The organism is Caulobacter hibisci (genome assembly GCF_016135805.1).
Taxonomy (GTDB): Bacteria; Pseudomonadota; Alphaproteobacteria; order Caulobacterales; family Caulobacteraceae; genus Caulobacter; species Caulobacter hibisci.
In genome coordinates this window covers 93,537-108,248 of record NZ_JADWOX010000019.1, presented here as the reverse complement: position 1 = coordinate 108,248, position 14,712 = coordinate 93,537, and the positions used below count along the sequence as shown (strand labels likewise).

The following is a 14,712-nucleotide window of genomic DNA, read 5'->3' as shown; positions in this document are numbered from 1 at the left end:
CACCTCCCCCAGAGGGGGAGGATCTTGATCGGCGGGAGCTGTCGCCAGCGATGCCGTCAGCACTCAACCCGGTTCACCGACAGCCCCACGGCCAGCCCGCCCAGGGACGTCTCCTTGTAGATCTCGTTCATGTCCTCGCCGGTGCGCTTCATCGTGGCGATGACCTTGTCGAGCGACACCGAATGCTGGCCGTCGCCCAGCAGGGCGAGACGCGCGGCGTCGATGGCCTTGATGGCGCCCATGGCGTTGCGCTCGATGCAGGGGATCTGGACGAGGCCGCCGATCGGGTCGCAGGTGAGGCCGAGGTTGTGCTCCATGCCGATCTCTGCGGCGTTCTCGATCTGGGCGTTGGTGCCGCCCAGCGCGGCGCACAGCCCGCCGGCCGCCATCGAGCAGGCGACGCCCACCTCGCCCTGGCAGCCGACCTCGGCCCCCGAGATCGAGGCGTTGCGCTTGTAGAGCGCGCCGATCGCCGCCGCCGTCAGCAGGAACACCCGCGCCTGTTCCGGCGAGCCCTTGTGGAAGCGCATGAAGAACCGCAGCACGGCCGGGACCAGACCGGCCGCGCCGTTGGTCGGGGCGGTGACGACGCGGCCGCCGGCGGCGTTCTCCTCGTTGACCGCCATGGCCCACAGGTTGACGAAGTCCATGGCCGCCAGGGGATCGCTCATCTGGCGCTCCATACGGCCGAGGATGGTCTGGTGGATTTGGCGGGCGCGACGCTTGACCGACAGGCCGCCGGGCAGGATGCCGTCCTCGCGCATGCCCCGGTCGATGCAGGCCTCCATGGCCCCGAAGATGCGGTCGAGGCCGGCGTTCATCTCGCCTTCGCTCATCCGGGCCAGCTCGTTTGCGGCCATGACCCCGGCGATGGTCAGGCCGGCCTGGTCGGCGCGTTCCAGCAGGTCGGCCGAGCTTTCGAACGGGAACGGGATGGCCGGCCCCGCCTCGGGCGGCGCGTTGCGGCCCATCTCGCTCTCGTCGCGCACGAAGCCGCCGCCGATCGAGAAGTAGGTGCGCTCGGCCAGCACCTCGCCGGCCGCGTCATAGGCGGTGAAGGTCAGCGCATTGGGGTGCTGGGGCAAGCGCTCGTGGCCGGCGAAGACGATGTCGCGGGCCTCGTCGAAGCCGATGCCGACCTCGCCGCCGAGCAGCAGCCATTGGCTGGCCTTGGTCTCGGCCAGGGCCGCCTCGCCGGCGTCGGGATCGAGGTCGGCGGGGGCAAAGCCCATCAGGCCCAGGATCACGGCGCGGTCGGTGGCGTGGCCCTTGCCGGTCAGGGCGAGCGACGCATAGAGCCGGGTCTCGACCCGGGCCGTGGAGGGCAGCTTGCCGGCGGCGCGCAGCCGCTCGACGAACATCACCCCCGCCGTCATCGGCCCCATGGTGTGGCTGCTGGAAGGGCCGACGCCCAGCTTGAAGAGGTCGAAGACGGAGGCGGTCATTTTTATTCTTCACCGTTCTTCCCCGCGAAGGCGGGGACCCAAGCTGAGCTGGCCACGGCGCGCGGTCGACTCGGCTTGGGCCCCCGCCTTCGCGGGGGTGATCGGGCTAATTGCTCTTACTTCCGTTCGGCCTTGGTCTTGTCGCGCAGGTCCTTGAACTCGGACCCCGCCTGCCACTCCGGCCACACGCGCGAATTGGCGAGATCAGCGCCGACCTTGTAGAACAGGCCGATGTCCAGGGCCTGGCCCGACAGGTCCCAGTCGGGCGACCATTCGTCGGCCGGCTGGTGGTAGCGGTTGGCGGTGTAGTCTTCCTCGGCCTTCTCGCCGGCTTCCTTGCCGCCCTTGTAGAGGTCGTTCCCCGAGCCCACCGAGATGGCCGGCACGCCGCGCTTGGCGAAGGGGAAGTGGTCCGAGCGGTAGAAGTGGCCGGCCTGCGGCGTGGGATCGGGCGTGAAGTAGCGGCCCTCTTCCTTGGCCTTGGCGACCAGCAGGTCCTGCAGGTCGACCTTGCCGTCGCCCGAGGTGGTGACGTCCTTGGCCGGGCCGGCGGCCGACAGGGCGTCGATGTTGAGGTCGGCGACCGTCTTGGCCAGCGGGAACAGCGGGTTGGCGGCGTAGTATTCCGAGCCCAGCAGGCCCTTTTCTTCCGCCGTCACGGCCAGGAACAGCACCGAGCGCTGCGGCGCCGGCTGGCTCTTGAAGGCCCGGGCCAGTTCCAGCAAAGCCGCGATACCATCCGCGTTGTCGACCGCGCCATTGTAGATCTTGTCGCCCTTGGCGTCCAGCAGACCGACGCCCAGGTGGTCCCAGTGGCCGCTGTAGATGATGTTTTCGTCGGGGAACTTCACGCCCTTCACCCGGCCGGCGATGTTCTTGGAGACGATGACCTCGTGCTTGACGGCGTAGTCGGCCGAGAAGGTGATCCCCTTCAGGGCCACCGGCTTGAAGTCGCGGGTCTGGGCCTGCGCCTTCAGGGCGTCGAAGTCGAGGCCCGCCTGCTTGAAGAGATCGACGGCGACGTCGCGCTGGATCCAGCCCTCAAGGGCCGGGTGCGACTTGGTCGGATCCTTGCGGACGATGTCGAACATCGTGTTGGTGTTGGAGTTCTTGACTGTGTTCCAGCCGTAGGAGGCCGGGGCGGTCTCGTGCACGATCAGCAGGCCGGCGGCGCCGCGACGGGCGGCTTCCTCGTACTTGTAGGTCCAGCGGCCGTAATAGGTCATGGCCTTGCCGCCGAAATCACCCTTCCCGGTCTCGAAGTCCGGGTCGTTGATCAGCACGACGACGATCTTGCCCTTGACGTCCAGGCCCTTGAAATCGTCCCAGTTGCGCTCGGGGGCGGTGACGCCATAGCCGGCGAAGACCACCGGGGCGCCCTTGATCGACACCTTGTCGACATTGGTCATGGCGGCGCGGATGGCGATCTGCTCGCCCTGGGTCAGCGGCGTGTCCTCGCCGCCCTCGGCCGGGCCGCCGTTGCGGAAAAAGGCCGCCGCGACCGGGCCCTTGATCTCGAACTTGCCCAGCGGCACGTCCTGGGCCCAGGCGCGCTTGCCGTCCTTTTGCAGGTCGCCGGCCGGCTCCAGGCCGATCTCCTTCATCTGCTGGGTGATGTAGGCAACGGTCTTCTTCTCGCCCTCGGTGGCCGGGCCGCGCCCTTCGAATTCGTCGGAGGAGAGCACCTTGATGTGCTGCGACAGGCGGGCCGGGTCGATCTTGGGCGCATCGGCGGCATGGGCGAGCATGGGCGCGGCGATCAGGGCCGTGGCGAGGAGAAGGCGTTTCATCGTCGCTACTCTTTTCGAGCGGTTCGTTTCGAGGTCGCGGACCCTAGCGGGAGGTTTTGCCCGCCGCTAGGGGGCTGAGAAAAAGAGGATCCTTCTCCCCTTGCGGGAGAAGGTGACGTCCGAAGGACGTCGGATGAGGGGTCGAAAGCCGGCGCCGCCGCGCACGGCGCGAACTACCGACCGCAGGCTGCCAATATGGCCGCGAGGACGGCTTCCCGATCACCGTGAACCACGTGGTTGGGGAAACGCATCACCCGGAAACCCTGCTCTCGCATCCAGGAATCGCGGATCAAATCCCGGTCGCGCTCGTCATGGTGCGGCCCGTCGGCTTCGATGATCAGGCGATGCCGGAAGCAGACGAAGTCAGCGATGTAGCGACCCAGCGGAACCTGTCGCCGAAACTTCAGGCCGTCGAGTTGGCGGTCGCGCAGGAGGGTCCACAACAGGCGTTCCGTGGCGACGGGCGCGCGGCGCATATGGCGGGCTTGGGCGAGGGCGGCCATGTCGCGAACATGGAACGAAAAGGGAACAATTTCAAGTTGCGGTGGGAGGGGTGACTCTCGTTCGCGGTTTTGAGTTTTGAGAGACCCCTCATCCGACGGCCTTCGGCCGCCACCTTCCCCCGCAAGGGGAGAAGGATCCTGTCAGCCCGCCAACACCGAGGCAAACACCGCCGGATCCACGTTCCCGCCCGACAGCACGATCGCCGCCGTCGTCCCCGCCAGGTCGATCTTGCCGCTCAGCGCCGCCGCCAGGGCCACGCAGCCGCCGGGCTCGACCACCAGCTTCAGGTTCATGAACGCCCAGCGCATGGCGGCCGCCACTTCCTCGTCGGTGACGGCGGCTATCCCCGTGAGCGTGCGGCTGTTGATCGGCCAGGTCAGGGCGCCGGGGGTGGGGGCCAGAAGGGCGTCGCAGAACGAGCGGGCCTCGGGATCGACCACTTCCCGGGCGCCGCTGGCCAGGGAGCGGCGGGTGTCGTCGAAGCCGGCCGGCTCGGCGCCCCAGACCTGGGTGGAGGGCGACAGGGCTTTGACGGCGGTCGAGGTCCCGGCGATCAGGCCGCCGCCGCCGACCGGCGACAGCACGCGGTCGAGGGTCGCGCCGGCGGCCTCGGCCTGGGCGATGATCTCCAGCCCCACCGTGCCCTGGCCGGCGATGATGTGCGGGTCGTCGTAGGACGGCACGACGATCATCCCGCGCTGGTCGGCGATTTCGGCGGCGATGGCCTCGCGGTCTTCCTTGAAGCGGTCGAAGAAGCGGATCTCGGCGCCGAAACCCCGCGTGGCCTCGACCTTCACGCTGGGCGCATCCAGCGGCATGACGATCAGGGCCGGCATGCCGAGCTTGCGGGCGGCCAGCGCCACGCCCTGGGCGTGGTTGCCCGACGAGAAGGCGACGACGCCCCTGCCCTTCTCTTCGGCCGACAGCTGCGAGAGGCGGTTGTAGGCGCCGCGGAACTTAAAGGCCCCGGCCAGTTGCAGGGTCTCGGGCTTGACGAAGATGCGCCCGCCCAGGCGCTCGGACAGGGCCGCGCTCTCAAGCAGCGGCGTGACCACGGCCTGGCCTTTGAGGCGATCGGCGGCGGCCTGGATGTCGGCGAGCGAGACGGTCATGACTGCATCCGTTGAAGCTGCGGCCCGCGGACCGCGACAATCGACCGCACCGCTACTAGCTCCCCCCGAAACTTCGCGCCATAAGGGAGCTTGAGACTGCTGAGGGGTCAGACACATGAAATCCGCAATGCTGGCCGCCGCGGCCTGCGCCGTCCTGACGCTCGCCGCCGGTTCGGCCAGCGCCGGCGAACTGCTTGTCGGCGCCTACAAGCACGACGTCACCTTCATCGGCGAGGCCGTCGGCCTGGGCGCGGCCGGCCGCGAGGACGGGGTCGACCTGCACCTCGGCTACCGCACCGACCGACTGGAAAACCTGACCTGGCTGGGCAAGCCGCAGGTCCACGCCTTCGTGTCGCTCAACAGCGAGGACACCTCCAACTTCGTCGCCGCCGGCTTCAGCTGGCCGATCGAGCTGGGCGACAAGGGCGGCTTCTATTTCCGCCCGGGCATGGGCCTGGCCTATACCGACGGCGAGACCGGCCTGCCGCCGGCCAACGCCGCCGGCATCAGCGACGAAGAGCGCGCCCGCCGCATCAAGCTCTACTACACCCGCATCGATTTCGGCTCGAAGGTGCTGTTCCAGCCGGAACTGTCGCTGGGCTACCGTTTCAACGACAAATGGGCGGCCGAGCTGTCCTATGTGCACCTGTCGAACGGCCAGATCTTCCACCAGGGCAAGAACCAGGGGCTTGACGATCTGGGCGTGCGGCTGCTTTACGCCTTCTGACTTCGCGGGGGGCCGCCCCCGTTTGTCGCCTTACAATCTGAAGAACGTCCGCCGCCGAGTCCTGTCGAAGGGCCGCGGGCGCTACCGGGCAGGTGACAAGGCATATCTCTATCATGGCCAACGTGACCGTCGTGGGCGCCCAATGGGGCGACGAGGGCAAGGGCAAGATCGTCGACTGGCTCTCCAACCGGGCCGACGTCGTCGTGCGCTTCCAGGGCGGCCACAACGCCGGCCATACGCTGGTGGTGGACGGCAAGGTCTACAAGCTGGCCCTGCTGCCCTCGGGCGTCGTGCAGGGCAAGACCTCGGTCATCGGCAACGGCGTCGTCGTCGACCCGTGGCACCTGCTGGGCGAGATCGCCAAGATCGCCGACCAGGGCGTGGCCATCACGCCGGACGTGCTGATCCTGGCCGACAACGCCTGCCTGATCCTGCCGCTGCACCGCGACCTGGACCAGGCCCGCGAGGCCGCCTCCAGCCAGAAGATCGGCACCACCGGCCGCGGCATCGGCCCGGCCTACGAGGACAAGGTCGGCCGTCGCGCCATCCGCGTCGCCGACCTGGCCGATCCGGACGCCCTGAAGCCGAAGATCGAGCGCCTGCTCAGCCACCACGGCGCCCTGCGCCGGGGCCTGGGCCTGCCGGACGCCGACGCCACCGAGCTGTTCGACCAGCTGATGGAGATCGCGCCGAAGATCCTGGCCTACGCCCAGCCCGCCTGGCGCGTGCTGGACCAGGCCCACAAGGCCGGCAAGCGCATCCTGTTCGAAGGCGCCCAGGGCTCGCTGCTCGACGTCGACCACGGCACCTATCCGTTCGTCACCTCGTCCAACACCGTCGCCGGCCAGGCCGCCGCCGGCTCGGGCATGGGCCCCAAGGGTCCGGGCTACGTGCTGGGCATCGTCAAGGCCTACACCACCCGCGTCGGCGAAGGCCCGTTCGCCTGCGAGCTCAATGACGAGGTCGGGACCCACCTGTCGACCGTCGGCCGCGAGGTCGGGGTCAATACCGGCCGTCCGCGCCGCTGCGGCTGGTTCGACGCGGTGCTGGTGCGCCAGTCGGTGGCCATCAACGGCATCGACGGCATCGCCCTGACCAAGCTGGACGTGCTGGACGGGCTGAAGACCCTGAAGATCTGCGTCGGCTACAAGATCGGCGACCGGGTGCTCGACTACCTGCCGGCCGGCATGCGCGACCAGGCGGCCGCCGAGCCGGTCTACGAGGAAATCGAAGGCTGGAGCGAAAGCACCGCCGGCGCCCGCTCGTTCAAGGATCTCAACGCCAACGCCATCAAGTATGTGCGCCGCGTCGAGGAACTGATCGGCGCCCCGGTGGCCCTGCTGTCCACCAGCCCCGAGCGCGACGACACCATCCTGATGCGCGATCCGTTCGCGGGGTGACGATCTGATCCCTCTGAAGGGGAGCTGTCGCGAAATATGAACCTCCCCCCGTGGGGGAGGCGGCCGAAGGCCGGTGGGGGGACGGTTTCAGCCCCCACCGCGCTTGGCCGCCATCGCAATCACTCCCCCCACCGACCGCTTCGCGGTCACCTCCCCCACAGGGGGAGGTTCCTTTGCGGCAAGAACTCCCGCCTCCCGCTAATCCCCATTCCGGGGACTACCTATGGTGACGGTTAGCGATTGCTTAGGTCGGGCGTCGTACAAACGCCGGATCACCAAGGGGGTCGCCTGAACTTGTCCGCGCGCCGAAAGCTCTCACCGGTCCGCAAGCCGGATCGCCTGACGCGCAGCCTGCGCGCCCTGGAGCGCACGGCCTCGACGAGCCGCGTCCTCAACCTGCTGGCCATCGCCGCCGACAGCCACCAGCGGCCGGAATATTCGCAGTACCCGCTGTTTCGCAACCGCACGCTGAACAACGCCCTGATCGTCAAGCACCGCCTGCGGGCCGACGACCTGTTCCTGTTCGACGAGGCGCGCCCCACCGCGACCAAGATCATCATCCCGTTCGAGCGCAGCGACCTGTCGCTGGGCGGCCAGTCGTTCTTCATCGGCCAGCGCGGCTGGATCGACCTGCTGCGCGAGGCCTGCAACGACCCGTCCGACATGACGCGCGACCTTGCGACGCTGCGCATGATCGACATGCTGCCGTCGCTGGACCCGTTCCTGCTGCGCGAGCACCTGCGCCGCCACGGCATGATCGTGGCCCCCTGCTACTTCGCCTTGTCGCCCGGCGACCTGGAGCAGATGCAGGGTTTCGTCACCGTCGAAATCTCGCGGCTGATCGACCTGGCCTACCGCGACAAGGGCCGGGTCAACGGCGCGGCCGCCGCCCGCCTGGTCGAGGCCCTGCTGTCGACCGACGTCGACGAGCGGCTGGAGCCCCTGCGCCAGACCCTGGTGCTGGAAGGCGAGAGCTTCAAGGAAGGCGTCTTCAGCTGGAAGGGCTTCCTCTACTACAAATGGACCCTGACTCGCCTGTGGCCGCAGCTGACCGCCACGGCCAGCGAGATCGGCCAGATGGTCATCACCGGCAACAAGGAGCCCGGCGTCGCCCGCTATGTCGACGACGCCCGCAAGCGCCTGCAGCACGGGGTGATGGTCGAGCGCGCCTCGATCCTGCGCACCATCAAGGTCTATGACGACGCCTTCGAGGACCTGATCGACAACGGCAAGCCGCAGGCCTTCCGCGAATTCCTGCTGCGCGCCCCGGAGATGTTCCTGTCCCTGGGCGAGAAGGTCGGCGTCATCGCCCACATCGCCAGCTTCTGGCGCTATCGCTTCCCCGACGGCCAGCCGGCCATCGTCGACGTGGAAGAGGCGGTCGACATCCTGCAGGACTTCGACTCCGGCCTTTCGGCCAGCCTCTCGATCTAGGCGCGAGCGCCTCCATCCAGGGTTGACGATCTGACGCAGGGGCGAACCTTTATCGTCAAGCGGATTTTTACCCTCGTCCCTTAAGAGTCGGCATCCGATCTTCCTGGCGCACCAAGGAGCCCGTCCGCCGTGTTCGACGACAACCCCCGCATCCTGCAGCGCATCGCCGCGAAAATGCAGCGCGTGCTGGTCGTCGATCCGAGTACGGCCGCCACCCGCCTGCTGGGCGACCAGCTGCGGCACGTGGGCAATGTGCAGGTGTTCGCGGCCCCGACCATCGAGCAGGGCTGGGGCATGGTGCGCACGGTCGACCCGCAGATGATCTTCGTCGAGCACGCCAGCGCCGGCCTCGACGGCCAGGCCCTGGCCCGCAAGATCCGCCGCAGCGACCTGGCCTGCCGCCAGAACCCGATCATCATGTGCACGGCCGAAGCCACCGCCGAAGCCATCTTCGGGGCCCGCGACGCCGGCATCCACGAATTCATGCGCAAGCCGTTCACGATCAAGGATCTGGAACGCCGCCTCGAGGCCGTGACCCTGAAGCCGCGCGACTGGGTGGAGGCCGTCCAGTATGTCGGCCCCGACCGCCGCCGCTTCAACTCGGCCGAATACAAGGGCCCGCGCAAGCGCAAGGCCGACGCGGCCGGCACGCCCGCCGCCCGTCTCTCCCAGGCCCTGCGCATCGTCAAGTCGGCCGCCCAGGCGCTCGACAGCGATCCGGCCCAGGCCCGCCGCGCCCTGGCCGCCCAGGCGGCCGAGCTGCGCGCCGTCGGCGAAGCGGTGAAGGAACCGCGCCTGATCGAGGCCGCCGCGGCCCTGGCCAGCAGCATGCAGGTCGAGCTGACGGGAACCCTGTCGCGCGCCGAACTTGTCAAGCGCATCGACACGCTGATGGGCTTCATGACCGACGACAGCAACGGCCGGGCGGCTTAAAATTCCCCTTCTCCCCTTGCGGGAGAAGGTGTCGGCGTAAGCCGACGGATGAGGGGTCTCTCAAAAGCAAAACGCCGCGACAGCTGAACGGCTGTCGCGGCGTTTGTCGTATGGGCGACCCCTCACCCGACCTGCTTCGCAGGCCACCCTCTCCCGCAAGGGGAGAGGGATCAGGGTCCTGATCAGAACGCCATGCGGGCGATCAGCTGGAACACCGGGCCGGCCTGCTCGCGCTCGAGTTCGTATTCGTCGAAGTCGCGGTCGACCTGGTCGCCGATGGTGTTGAACTTGTTGAAGGCTTCCTTCTTTTCGCCGTCCAGCAGGTTCGAACCGGTCAGGCGGATGGTCAGATTCTTGCCGATGCGCTTCTCGACGAAGGCCTCCAGGTCGCCGCCGTAGGTGGTGGTCACCTCCTCGCCGATCACGCGGCTGTAGGCCGCGCCCTGCTTGCGATAGGTGACGCCGAACGAAGCGCCCCAGGTCGGCAGGTCCTGGATGAAGCCGACGTTGAGCACGTAGTCCGACTGGCTGTTGAACTTGCGCGAGCCGAACTCGTCGTCGACGCTGCTGTCGAGCCAGGAGTAGTTCAGGAACACGCCGGTGTTTTCCAGGCCGATGACGGTCAGCGGCGTCGAGAGGTCGAACTCGATCCCCCAGACCTCGCCGTCGCCGGTGTTGCGGGCGCCCAGCAGGAACGAAGTCAGCTCCTCGGCCGCCTCGGCCGGGGTGACGCCGTCGTCGATGGCCTCCTCATAGGCGTCCTGCGCGGCCTGCGAATAGGCGCCGGTGTTGTAGAGTTCGATCAGGTCCGAGATCTTGCGGTAGAAGACGTTGACGCCCGCCACACCCGAACGGCCCAGGCGGCGCTCGTAGCCCACGTCGAGGCCCCAGGCCTTTTCCGGCTTCAGGTTCGGGTCGCCCTGGAAGTCGTTGTCGCCCATCTCGCCTTCCAGCTTGGCCGGCGACAGATACTCGAAGCCGGCGCGGCGGACCGTGCGCGAGAGCGCGCCGTAAACCTGGTCGTCGTCGGTAAGGTTGTAGCGCAGCGAGGCCGAGGGCAGCAGGACGGCGTAGTCGTTGTCGTAGGTCTCGCCTTCCTTGCGGGCCTCGATGCTGACGTCGGTGGTCTCGTAGCGCAGGCCGGCTTCCCACTTCAGGGCGCCCGACTTGCCCGACAGCATCACGTAGGGGTCGATACGGGTCTGCTCGAAGCCGGTATCGCCGCCGTCGATCACCTTGTAGGCGCTAAAGGCGGGCGGGCTGGCGTTGGGCAGGCTGTAGCGGTTGCGATCGACCTCGGTCAGCAGCGCGTCGCGCTCCTTCTTCTCGTACTGGACGCCGAACTCGAGCTTGGCCGCGCCCAGGTCGCGCTCGTGCGCCAGCTTGGCCGAGATCTCGGTGTCGTCGATCTCCGAGCGGGACTTGTCGCGGGTGATGCGGTCGCCGTCCGGATACGGGGCGGCGTCGCGCAGGTACTCGGTCTCGTCCTCGAATTCGGCTTCCTTGCCCTTGAAGCCGGCGTAGCCCAGCTTCACCGTGGTGCGGCCGCCCCACATGTCGTGCTTGTACTTGCCCGCCAGCGACCAGCTGTCCTGGTCGATCTTGACGTCGTTGTCGTTGATCGTCTGCAGGTTGGCGGCGTTGCGGATGTCCTCGGCGTACTCGATAGAGTCCTCGTCCTGGTAGCGGTCGGTGCGGACGAAGAAGCCCGACAGGTCCAGGTCGCCGCCGGCCACGGGGACCTGGTAGCTGGCGTTGAACGAATAGTCGGTGCCGTTGCGGGTGTCGGTCTGGACTTCGCTGTTGTCGAGCTCGCCGTTCGGCTCGTCGTAGCGCAGCGACAGCTTCTGCTTGGGATTGCGGCGGCCCTGGACGTTGGCGCCGACCAGCAGGCGGCCGGGGCCAACCTGGCCGCCCCAGACGCCGCCCAGCGTACCGCGGACCTTGCTGTCGTCGAAGCGCAGGGCGCCGGCGCGGATGAAGCCGCCGTCCAGGGCGTAGGCGTCGCGCAGCACGATGTTGATGGCGCCGGCCACCGCGTCGCCGCTGCGGTTGGCGCTGGCGCTGCGGACGATCTCGATGCGCTCGATCAGTTCGGCCGGGATGCGGTCGACGAAGAACGCGCCGTCGGCGCCGGCGCCGAAAGCGCCCGAGCCCGAGCCCGCGCCGGGCACCTTCTCGCCGTTGATCAGGATCTGGGTGTAGGCCGGATCGAGGCCGCGCAGGCGCACGCCGTCCGATTCCAGCACGTCCGACAGGAAGGCCACCGAGGGCACGCGCTTGAGGGCGTCGCCGGCGGTCAGGGGCTCGAAGCGCTGGAAGTAGTCGAGGTCGTACTGGAGGACCGGCGCGGTCTCCTCGCTGCGGTTGCGGTAGGCGATGTGGGCCTGGACGACGACTTCCGAGGCCGTGACCGGCTCTTCGGCGGTGGCGATCGGGGCGTCGGCGAGATCGGCGGCGGCCGCCGAAGCAGCCATGGCCAGGGGCGCGAGGGCGCACAGCGCCAGCAGAGCGGTCTTCTTCATCGAAACATCCCCCACGTCGCGGCCGGGCATGACACCGGGTGACGCGCGTGTTTTTGTCGGGGCTGGGCATAGTTTCGCCACAACTCCGGGACCAGAGAAGTTTCGGCGACAGTTTTATTGCGGATTTATGTAGGAGCGCGGATGATCCGTGCTCGGAACATATAATCCCTCTCCCCTTGCGGGAGAGGGTGGCCGCACGAAGTGGGGTCGGGTGAGGGGTCGCACCAACAGAAACGCCGCGGCAGCCGATCAGCTGTCGCGGCGTCTGATTTTTGAGAGACCCCTCATCCGTCGCCTTTCGGCGACACCTTCTCCCGCAAGGGGAGAAGGACGCTAGCCCAGACACGTCCGCTGGATCTCCGCCCGCAGTTCGGGCAGGCCCAGGCCCTTTTCGGACGAGGTAGCCAGCACGCGCGGGAAGGCGGCGGGGCGCTTGGCGATGGCCTTGCTGGTTTCCTCGACGACCTTCTCGACCTCGGCCGGCTTGATCTTGTCGGCCTTGGTCAGGACGATCTGGTAGGAGACCGCCGAGATGTCGAGGGCGTCGAGCGCCTCGGCGTCGACCTTCTTCAGGCCGTGCCGGGCGTCGATCAGCAGGTAGACGCGCTTGAGGTTGGGCCGGCCGCGCAGGAACTGGCGGCCCAGGTCCTGGAACTTGCTGGCCGTCGTGCGCGAGACCCGGGCGAAGCCGTAACCGGGCAGGTCGACCAGGCGCAGCTTCTCGGCCAGCAGGAAGAAGTTGATCTCCCGCGTGCGGCCCGGCTCGTTGGAGGCGCGGGCCAGGTACTTCTGACCGACCAGACCGTTGATCAGGCTCGACTTGCCGACGTTGGAGCGGCCGGCGAAGGCCACTTCCGGCAGGTCGGAGGGCGGCAGGCCGTCCATGCGGACGGCCCCCATCATGAACGAGACCGGCTGGGCGAACAGGACGCGCGCCGCCTCGATCTCGTCCTCGCTGAAGATCGGATCGATAGGGTCGATGGGATCGGTCATCAGGTCGCCGTCGCGGTCTTCTTGCCGCTGAGGCGGGCGATGATCTTGTCGATCGGGTTCTCGACCTTGTAGCGGCGCATGATGATGTACTGCTGGATGATGGTCAGGACGTTCGACCAGCACCAGTAGATCACCAGGCCCACGGCGAAGCCCGACAGGGTGAAGGTGAAGATGATCGGGAACAGCTGGAAGATCTTCTGCTGCATCGGATCGCCGGCCGGCGGGTTCATCGCCGTGGTCAGCCACATGGTGAAGCCGTAGAGCAGCGGCCAGACGCCCAGGTGAGCGATCATCGCGCCGACGAAGGGCAGCATGCCCGGATCCCACGGGATCAGGCCGAACAGGTTGAAGATCGTGGTCGGATCCGGCGCCGACAGGTCCTGGATCCAGCCGAAGAACGGCGCGTGCCGCATCTCGATGGTGACCGTCAGCACCTTGTACAGCGAGTAGAACACCGGGATCTGGATCAGCATCGGCACGCAGCCCATGAACGGGTTGATCTTCTCCTTGGCGTACAGGGCCATGGTTTCCTGCTGCAGCTTGGCAGGGTCTTCCTTGTTCTTGGCCTTCAGCTTCTCGACCTCGGGGGCGATCTTCTTCATCTTGGCCATGGACTCGTAGCTCTTGTCCGCCAGCGGATAGAGCAGGAGCTTCAGGGTCACGGTCAGCAGCATGATGGCGATGCCGAAGTTGCCGACCAGCTTGTAGAAGATCTCCAGCACGTTGAAGATCGGACGGGTGATCAGGGCGAACATGCCCCAGTCCACGGCGTCGTCGAAGCGCGGGATGTCGGCCTTGCGGCGGTCCCAGAAGGCCCAGCCGCTGGGCGGGTTGCCGTTGTATTCGTAGTTGCGCAGCAGCGGCACGGTCTTGGCGCCGGCGAACAGGCGGGTGGTCTCGGTCAGGGTCTGGCCCGGGGCCAGGTTGCGCGGCGCGGCCAGGTAGTTGGCCTCGTAGACGTCGACGCCGCCGACCGGGGTGACCTTGTATTGCGCGGTGATGGTCTCGTCCTGGCTCGGGATCAGGGCCGCCAGCCAGTACTTGTCGGTGATGCCGGTCCAGCCGCCCTTCGAGCTGAAGGTCTGGATCGGCTTGTCCTTCTTCCACTTCTGGTACTTGGCCTGCTTCAGCTCCAGGTCCTTGTCGCCCAGGATGCCGACGCCGCCCTCGTGGACGATGTGGTTCTTGCCCAGGTCGGCCGGAATGCCCCAGCGCTGCACCGAGGCGTAGGGGGCCAGCGACAGGGTCTGGCCGCCCTGGTTCTTGACGGCGTCGGCGATGGTGAACATCGCGTCGGCGTCGACCGACAGGGTGCGGGTGAAGATCAGGCCCGCGCCGTTGTCATAGGTCAGCACCACCGGCGAGCCGGGGCGCAGGGTCGCGCCGGCCGGGGCGGTCCAGACGGTGTTGGCGTTGGGCAGGCCCGGCAGGTTGGCGCCGGCCCAGCCGAATTCGGCGAAGAAGGCGTTCTCGGCGCCGGTCGGGCGCAGCAGCTCGACGGGCGGGGCGTTCTTCTTGGTGGTCTGGCCGTAGCGCTTGAGCCACAGGTCGTCGATCCGCGCGCCCTTCAGGGCGATCGAGCCGGCCAGGGCCGGGGTGTCGACGGCGATCCGCGGGCTGGCGGCCTTGGCGGCCTCGCGCGACAGCTTGATCGGCGCCGGCTTGCCGTCCGGACCAATGGTCATGCCGGGGTTGGCGGCGGCGACCTGGGCCTCGGCGGCCTTCTTCTGGCGAGCGGCCTGTTCCTGCTTCTTCTGGTTCGGGCCCAGGACGAAGAACTGGTAGCCGATCAGGATCGCGAACGCGCTGACGATGAAGACCAGCGTGTTCTTGTTGTCGTTCTGCATGG

The 14,712-nt window shown here is 67.8% G+C and carries 11 protein-coding genes; 4 read left to right on the top strand and 7 right to left on the bottom strand.

The window, feature by feature from the left end:
* Window positions 1–56 precede the first annotated feature (56 nt).
* From I4Q42_RS21385 to I4Q42_RS21370, 4 genes are all read right to left on the bottom strand, one after another.
* Entirely contained in the window at window positions 57–1,445 is a 1,389-nt protein-coding gene (locus I4Q42_RS21385) for an L-serine ammonia-lyase (protein ID WP_198578117.1), read from the bottom strand.
* Window positions 1,446–1,561: 116 nt separating this feature from the next.
* Window positions 1,562–3,235 carry a M28 family metallopeptidase gene (locus I4Q42_RS21380; RefSeq protein WP_198578116.1) on the bottom strand — a complete coding sequence of 558 codons (1,674 nt, stop codon included), beginning with the start codon at window positions 3,233–3,235 and terminating at the stop codon, window positions 1,562–1,564.
* A gap of 173 nt (window positions 3,236–3,408) precedes the next feature.
* Window positions 3,409–3,738: an endonuclease domain-containing protein gene (locus I4Q42_RS21375; protein WP_198578115.1), complete on the bottom strand. Its 330-nt coding sequence runs from the start codon at window positions 3,736–3,738 to the stop codon at window positions 3,409–3,411.
* A gap of 141 nt (window positions 3,739–3,879) precedes the next feature.
* Window positions 3,880–4,851, bottom strand: a complete 972-nt coding sequence (locus I4Q42_RS21370; protein WP_198578114.1) for a threonine ammonia-lyase — start codon at window positions 4,849–4,851, stop codon at window positions 3,880–3,882.
* A gap of 115 nt (window positions 4,852–4,966) precedes the next feature.
* Between I4Q42_RS21370 and I4Q42_RS21365 the strand changes: the two genes are divergently transcribed.
* From I4Q42_RS21365 to I4Q42_RS21350, 4 genes are all read left to right on the top strand, one after another.
* Window positions 4,967–5,578: an acyloxyacyl hydrolase gene (locus I4Q42_RS21365; protein ID WP_198578113.1), complete on the top strand. Its 612-nt coding sequence runs from the start codon at window positions 4,967–4,969 to the stop codon at window positions 5,576–5,578.
* 113 nt (window positions 5,579–5,691) lie between these two features.
* Window positions 5,692–6,978, top strand: a complete 1,287-nt coding sequence (locus tag I4Q42_RS21360) for an adenylosuccinate synthase (protein WP_198578112.1) — start codon at window positions 5,692–5,694, stop codon at window positions 6,976–6,978.
* Window positions 6,979–7,272: 294 nt separating this feature from the next.
* Window positions 7,273–8,412: a hypothetical protein gene (locus I4Q42_RS21355; RefSeq protein ID WP_408611113.1), complete on the top strand. Its 1,140-nt coding sequence runs from the start codon at window positions 7,273–7,275 to the stop codon at window positions 8,410–8,412.
* A gap of 129 nt (window positions 8,413–8,541) precedes the next feature.
* A complete protein-coding gene (locus I4Q42_RS21350) occupies window positions 8,542–9,345 on the top strand; it encodes a response regulator transcription factor (protein ID WP_198578111.1) in 804 nt (267 codons plus the stop codon).
* 182 nt (window positions 9,346–9,527) lie between these two features.
* Here the strand turns inward: I4Q42_RS21350 and I4Q42_RS21345 are convergent, their stop codons facing one another.
* The 3 genes from I4Q42_RS21345 to yidC form a co-directional block, all read right to left on the bottom strand.
* Window positions 9,528–11,870, bottom strand: coding sequence for a TonB-dependent receptor plug domain-containing protein (locus I4Q42_RS21345; protein WP_198578110.1), 2,343 nt, complete (start codon window positions 11,868–11,870; stop codon window positions 9,528–9,530).
* Between the two features lie 333 nt (window positions 11,871–12,203).
* Window positions 12,204–12,863, bottom strand: coding sequence for a ribosome biogenesis GTP-binding protein YihA/YsxC (yihA, locus tag I4Q42_RS21340; RefSeq protein ID WP_198578109.1), 660 nt, complete (start codon window positions 12,861–12,863; stop codon window positions 12,204–12,206).
* Window positions 12,863–14,710 (bottom strand): membrane protein insertase YidC, encoded by a 1,848-nt coding sequence (gene yidC, locus I4Q42_RS21335; protein WP_198578108.1) that lies wholly within the window; start codon window positions 14,708–14,710, stop codon window positions 12,863–12,865. The genes yihA and yidC overlap by 1 nt, the downstream gene beginning before the upstream one ends.
* Window positions 14,711–14,712: the final 2 nt, after the last annotated feature.

Excerpts from the sequence above, each read along its gene's own strand:
- I4Q42_RS21385 (WP_198578117.1), bottom strand. The coding sequence starts at position 1,445 with ATGACCGCCTCCGTCTTCGACCTCTTCAAGCTGGGCGTCGGCCCTTCC.
- I4Q42_RS21380 (WP_198578116.1), bottom strand. The coding sequence starts at position 3,235 with ATGAAACGCCTTCTCCTCGCCACGGCCCTGATCGCCGCGCCCATGCTC.
- I4Q42_RS21375 (WP_198578115.1), bottom strand. The coding sequence starts at position 3,738 with ATGGCCGCCCTCGCCCAAGCCCGCCATATGCGCCGCGCGCCCGTCGCC.
- I4Q42_RS21370 (WP_198578114.1), bottom strand. The coding sequence starts at position 4,851 with ATGACCGTCTCGCTCGCCGACATCCAGGCCGCCGCCGATCGCCTCAAA.
- I4Q42_RS21365 (WP_198578113.1), top strand. The coding sequence starts at position 4,967 with ATGAAATCCGCAATGCTGGCCGCCGCGGCCTGCGCCGTCCTGACGCTC.
- I4Q42_RS21360 (WP_198578112.1), top strand. The coding sequence starts at position 5,692 with ATGGCCAACGTGACCGTCGTGGGCGCCCAATGGGGCGACGAGGGCAAG.
- I4Q42_RS21345 (WP_198578110.1), bottom strand. The coding sequence starts at position 11,870 with ATGAAGAAGACCGCTCTGCTGGCGCTGTGCGCCCTCGCGCCCCTGGCC.
- yihA (WP_198578109.1), bottom strand. The coding sequence starts at position 12,863 with ATGACCGATCCCATCGACCCTATCGATCCGATCTTCAGCGAGGACGAG.
- yidC (WP_198578108.1), bottom strand. The coding sequence starts at position 14,710 with ATGCAGAACGACAACAAGAACACGCTGGTCTTCATCGTCAGCGCGTTC.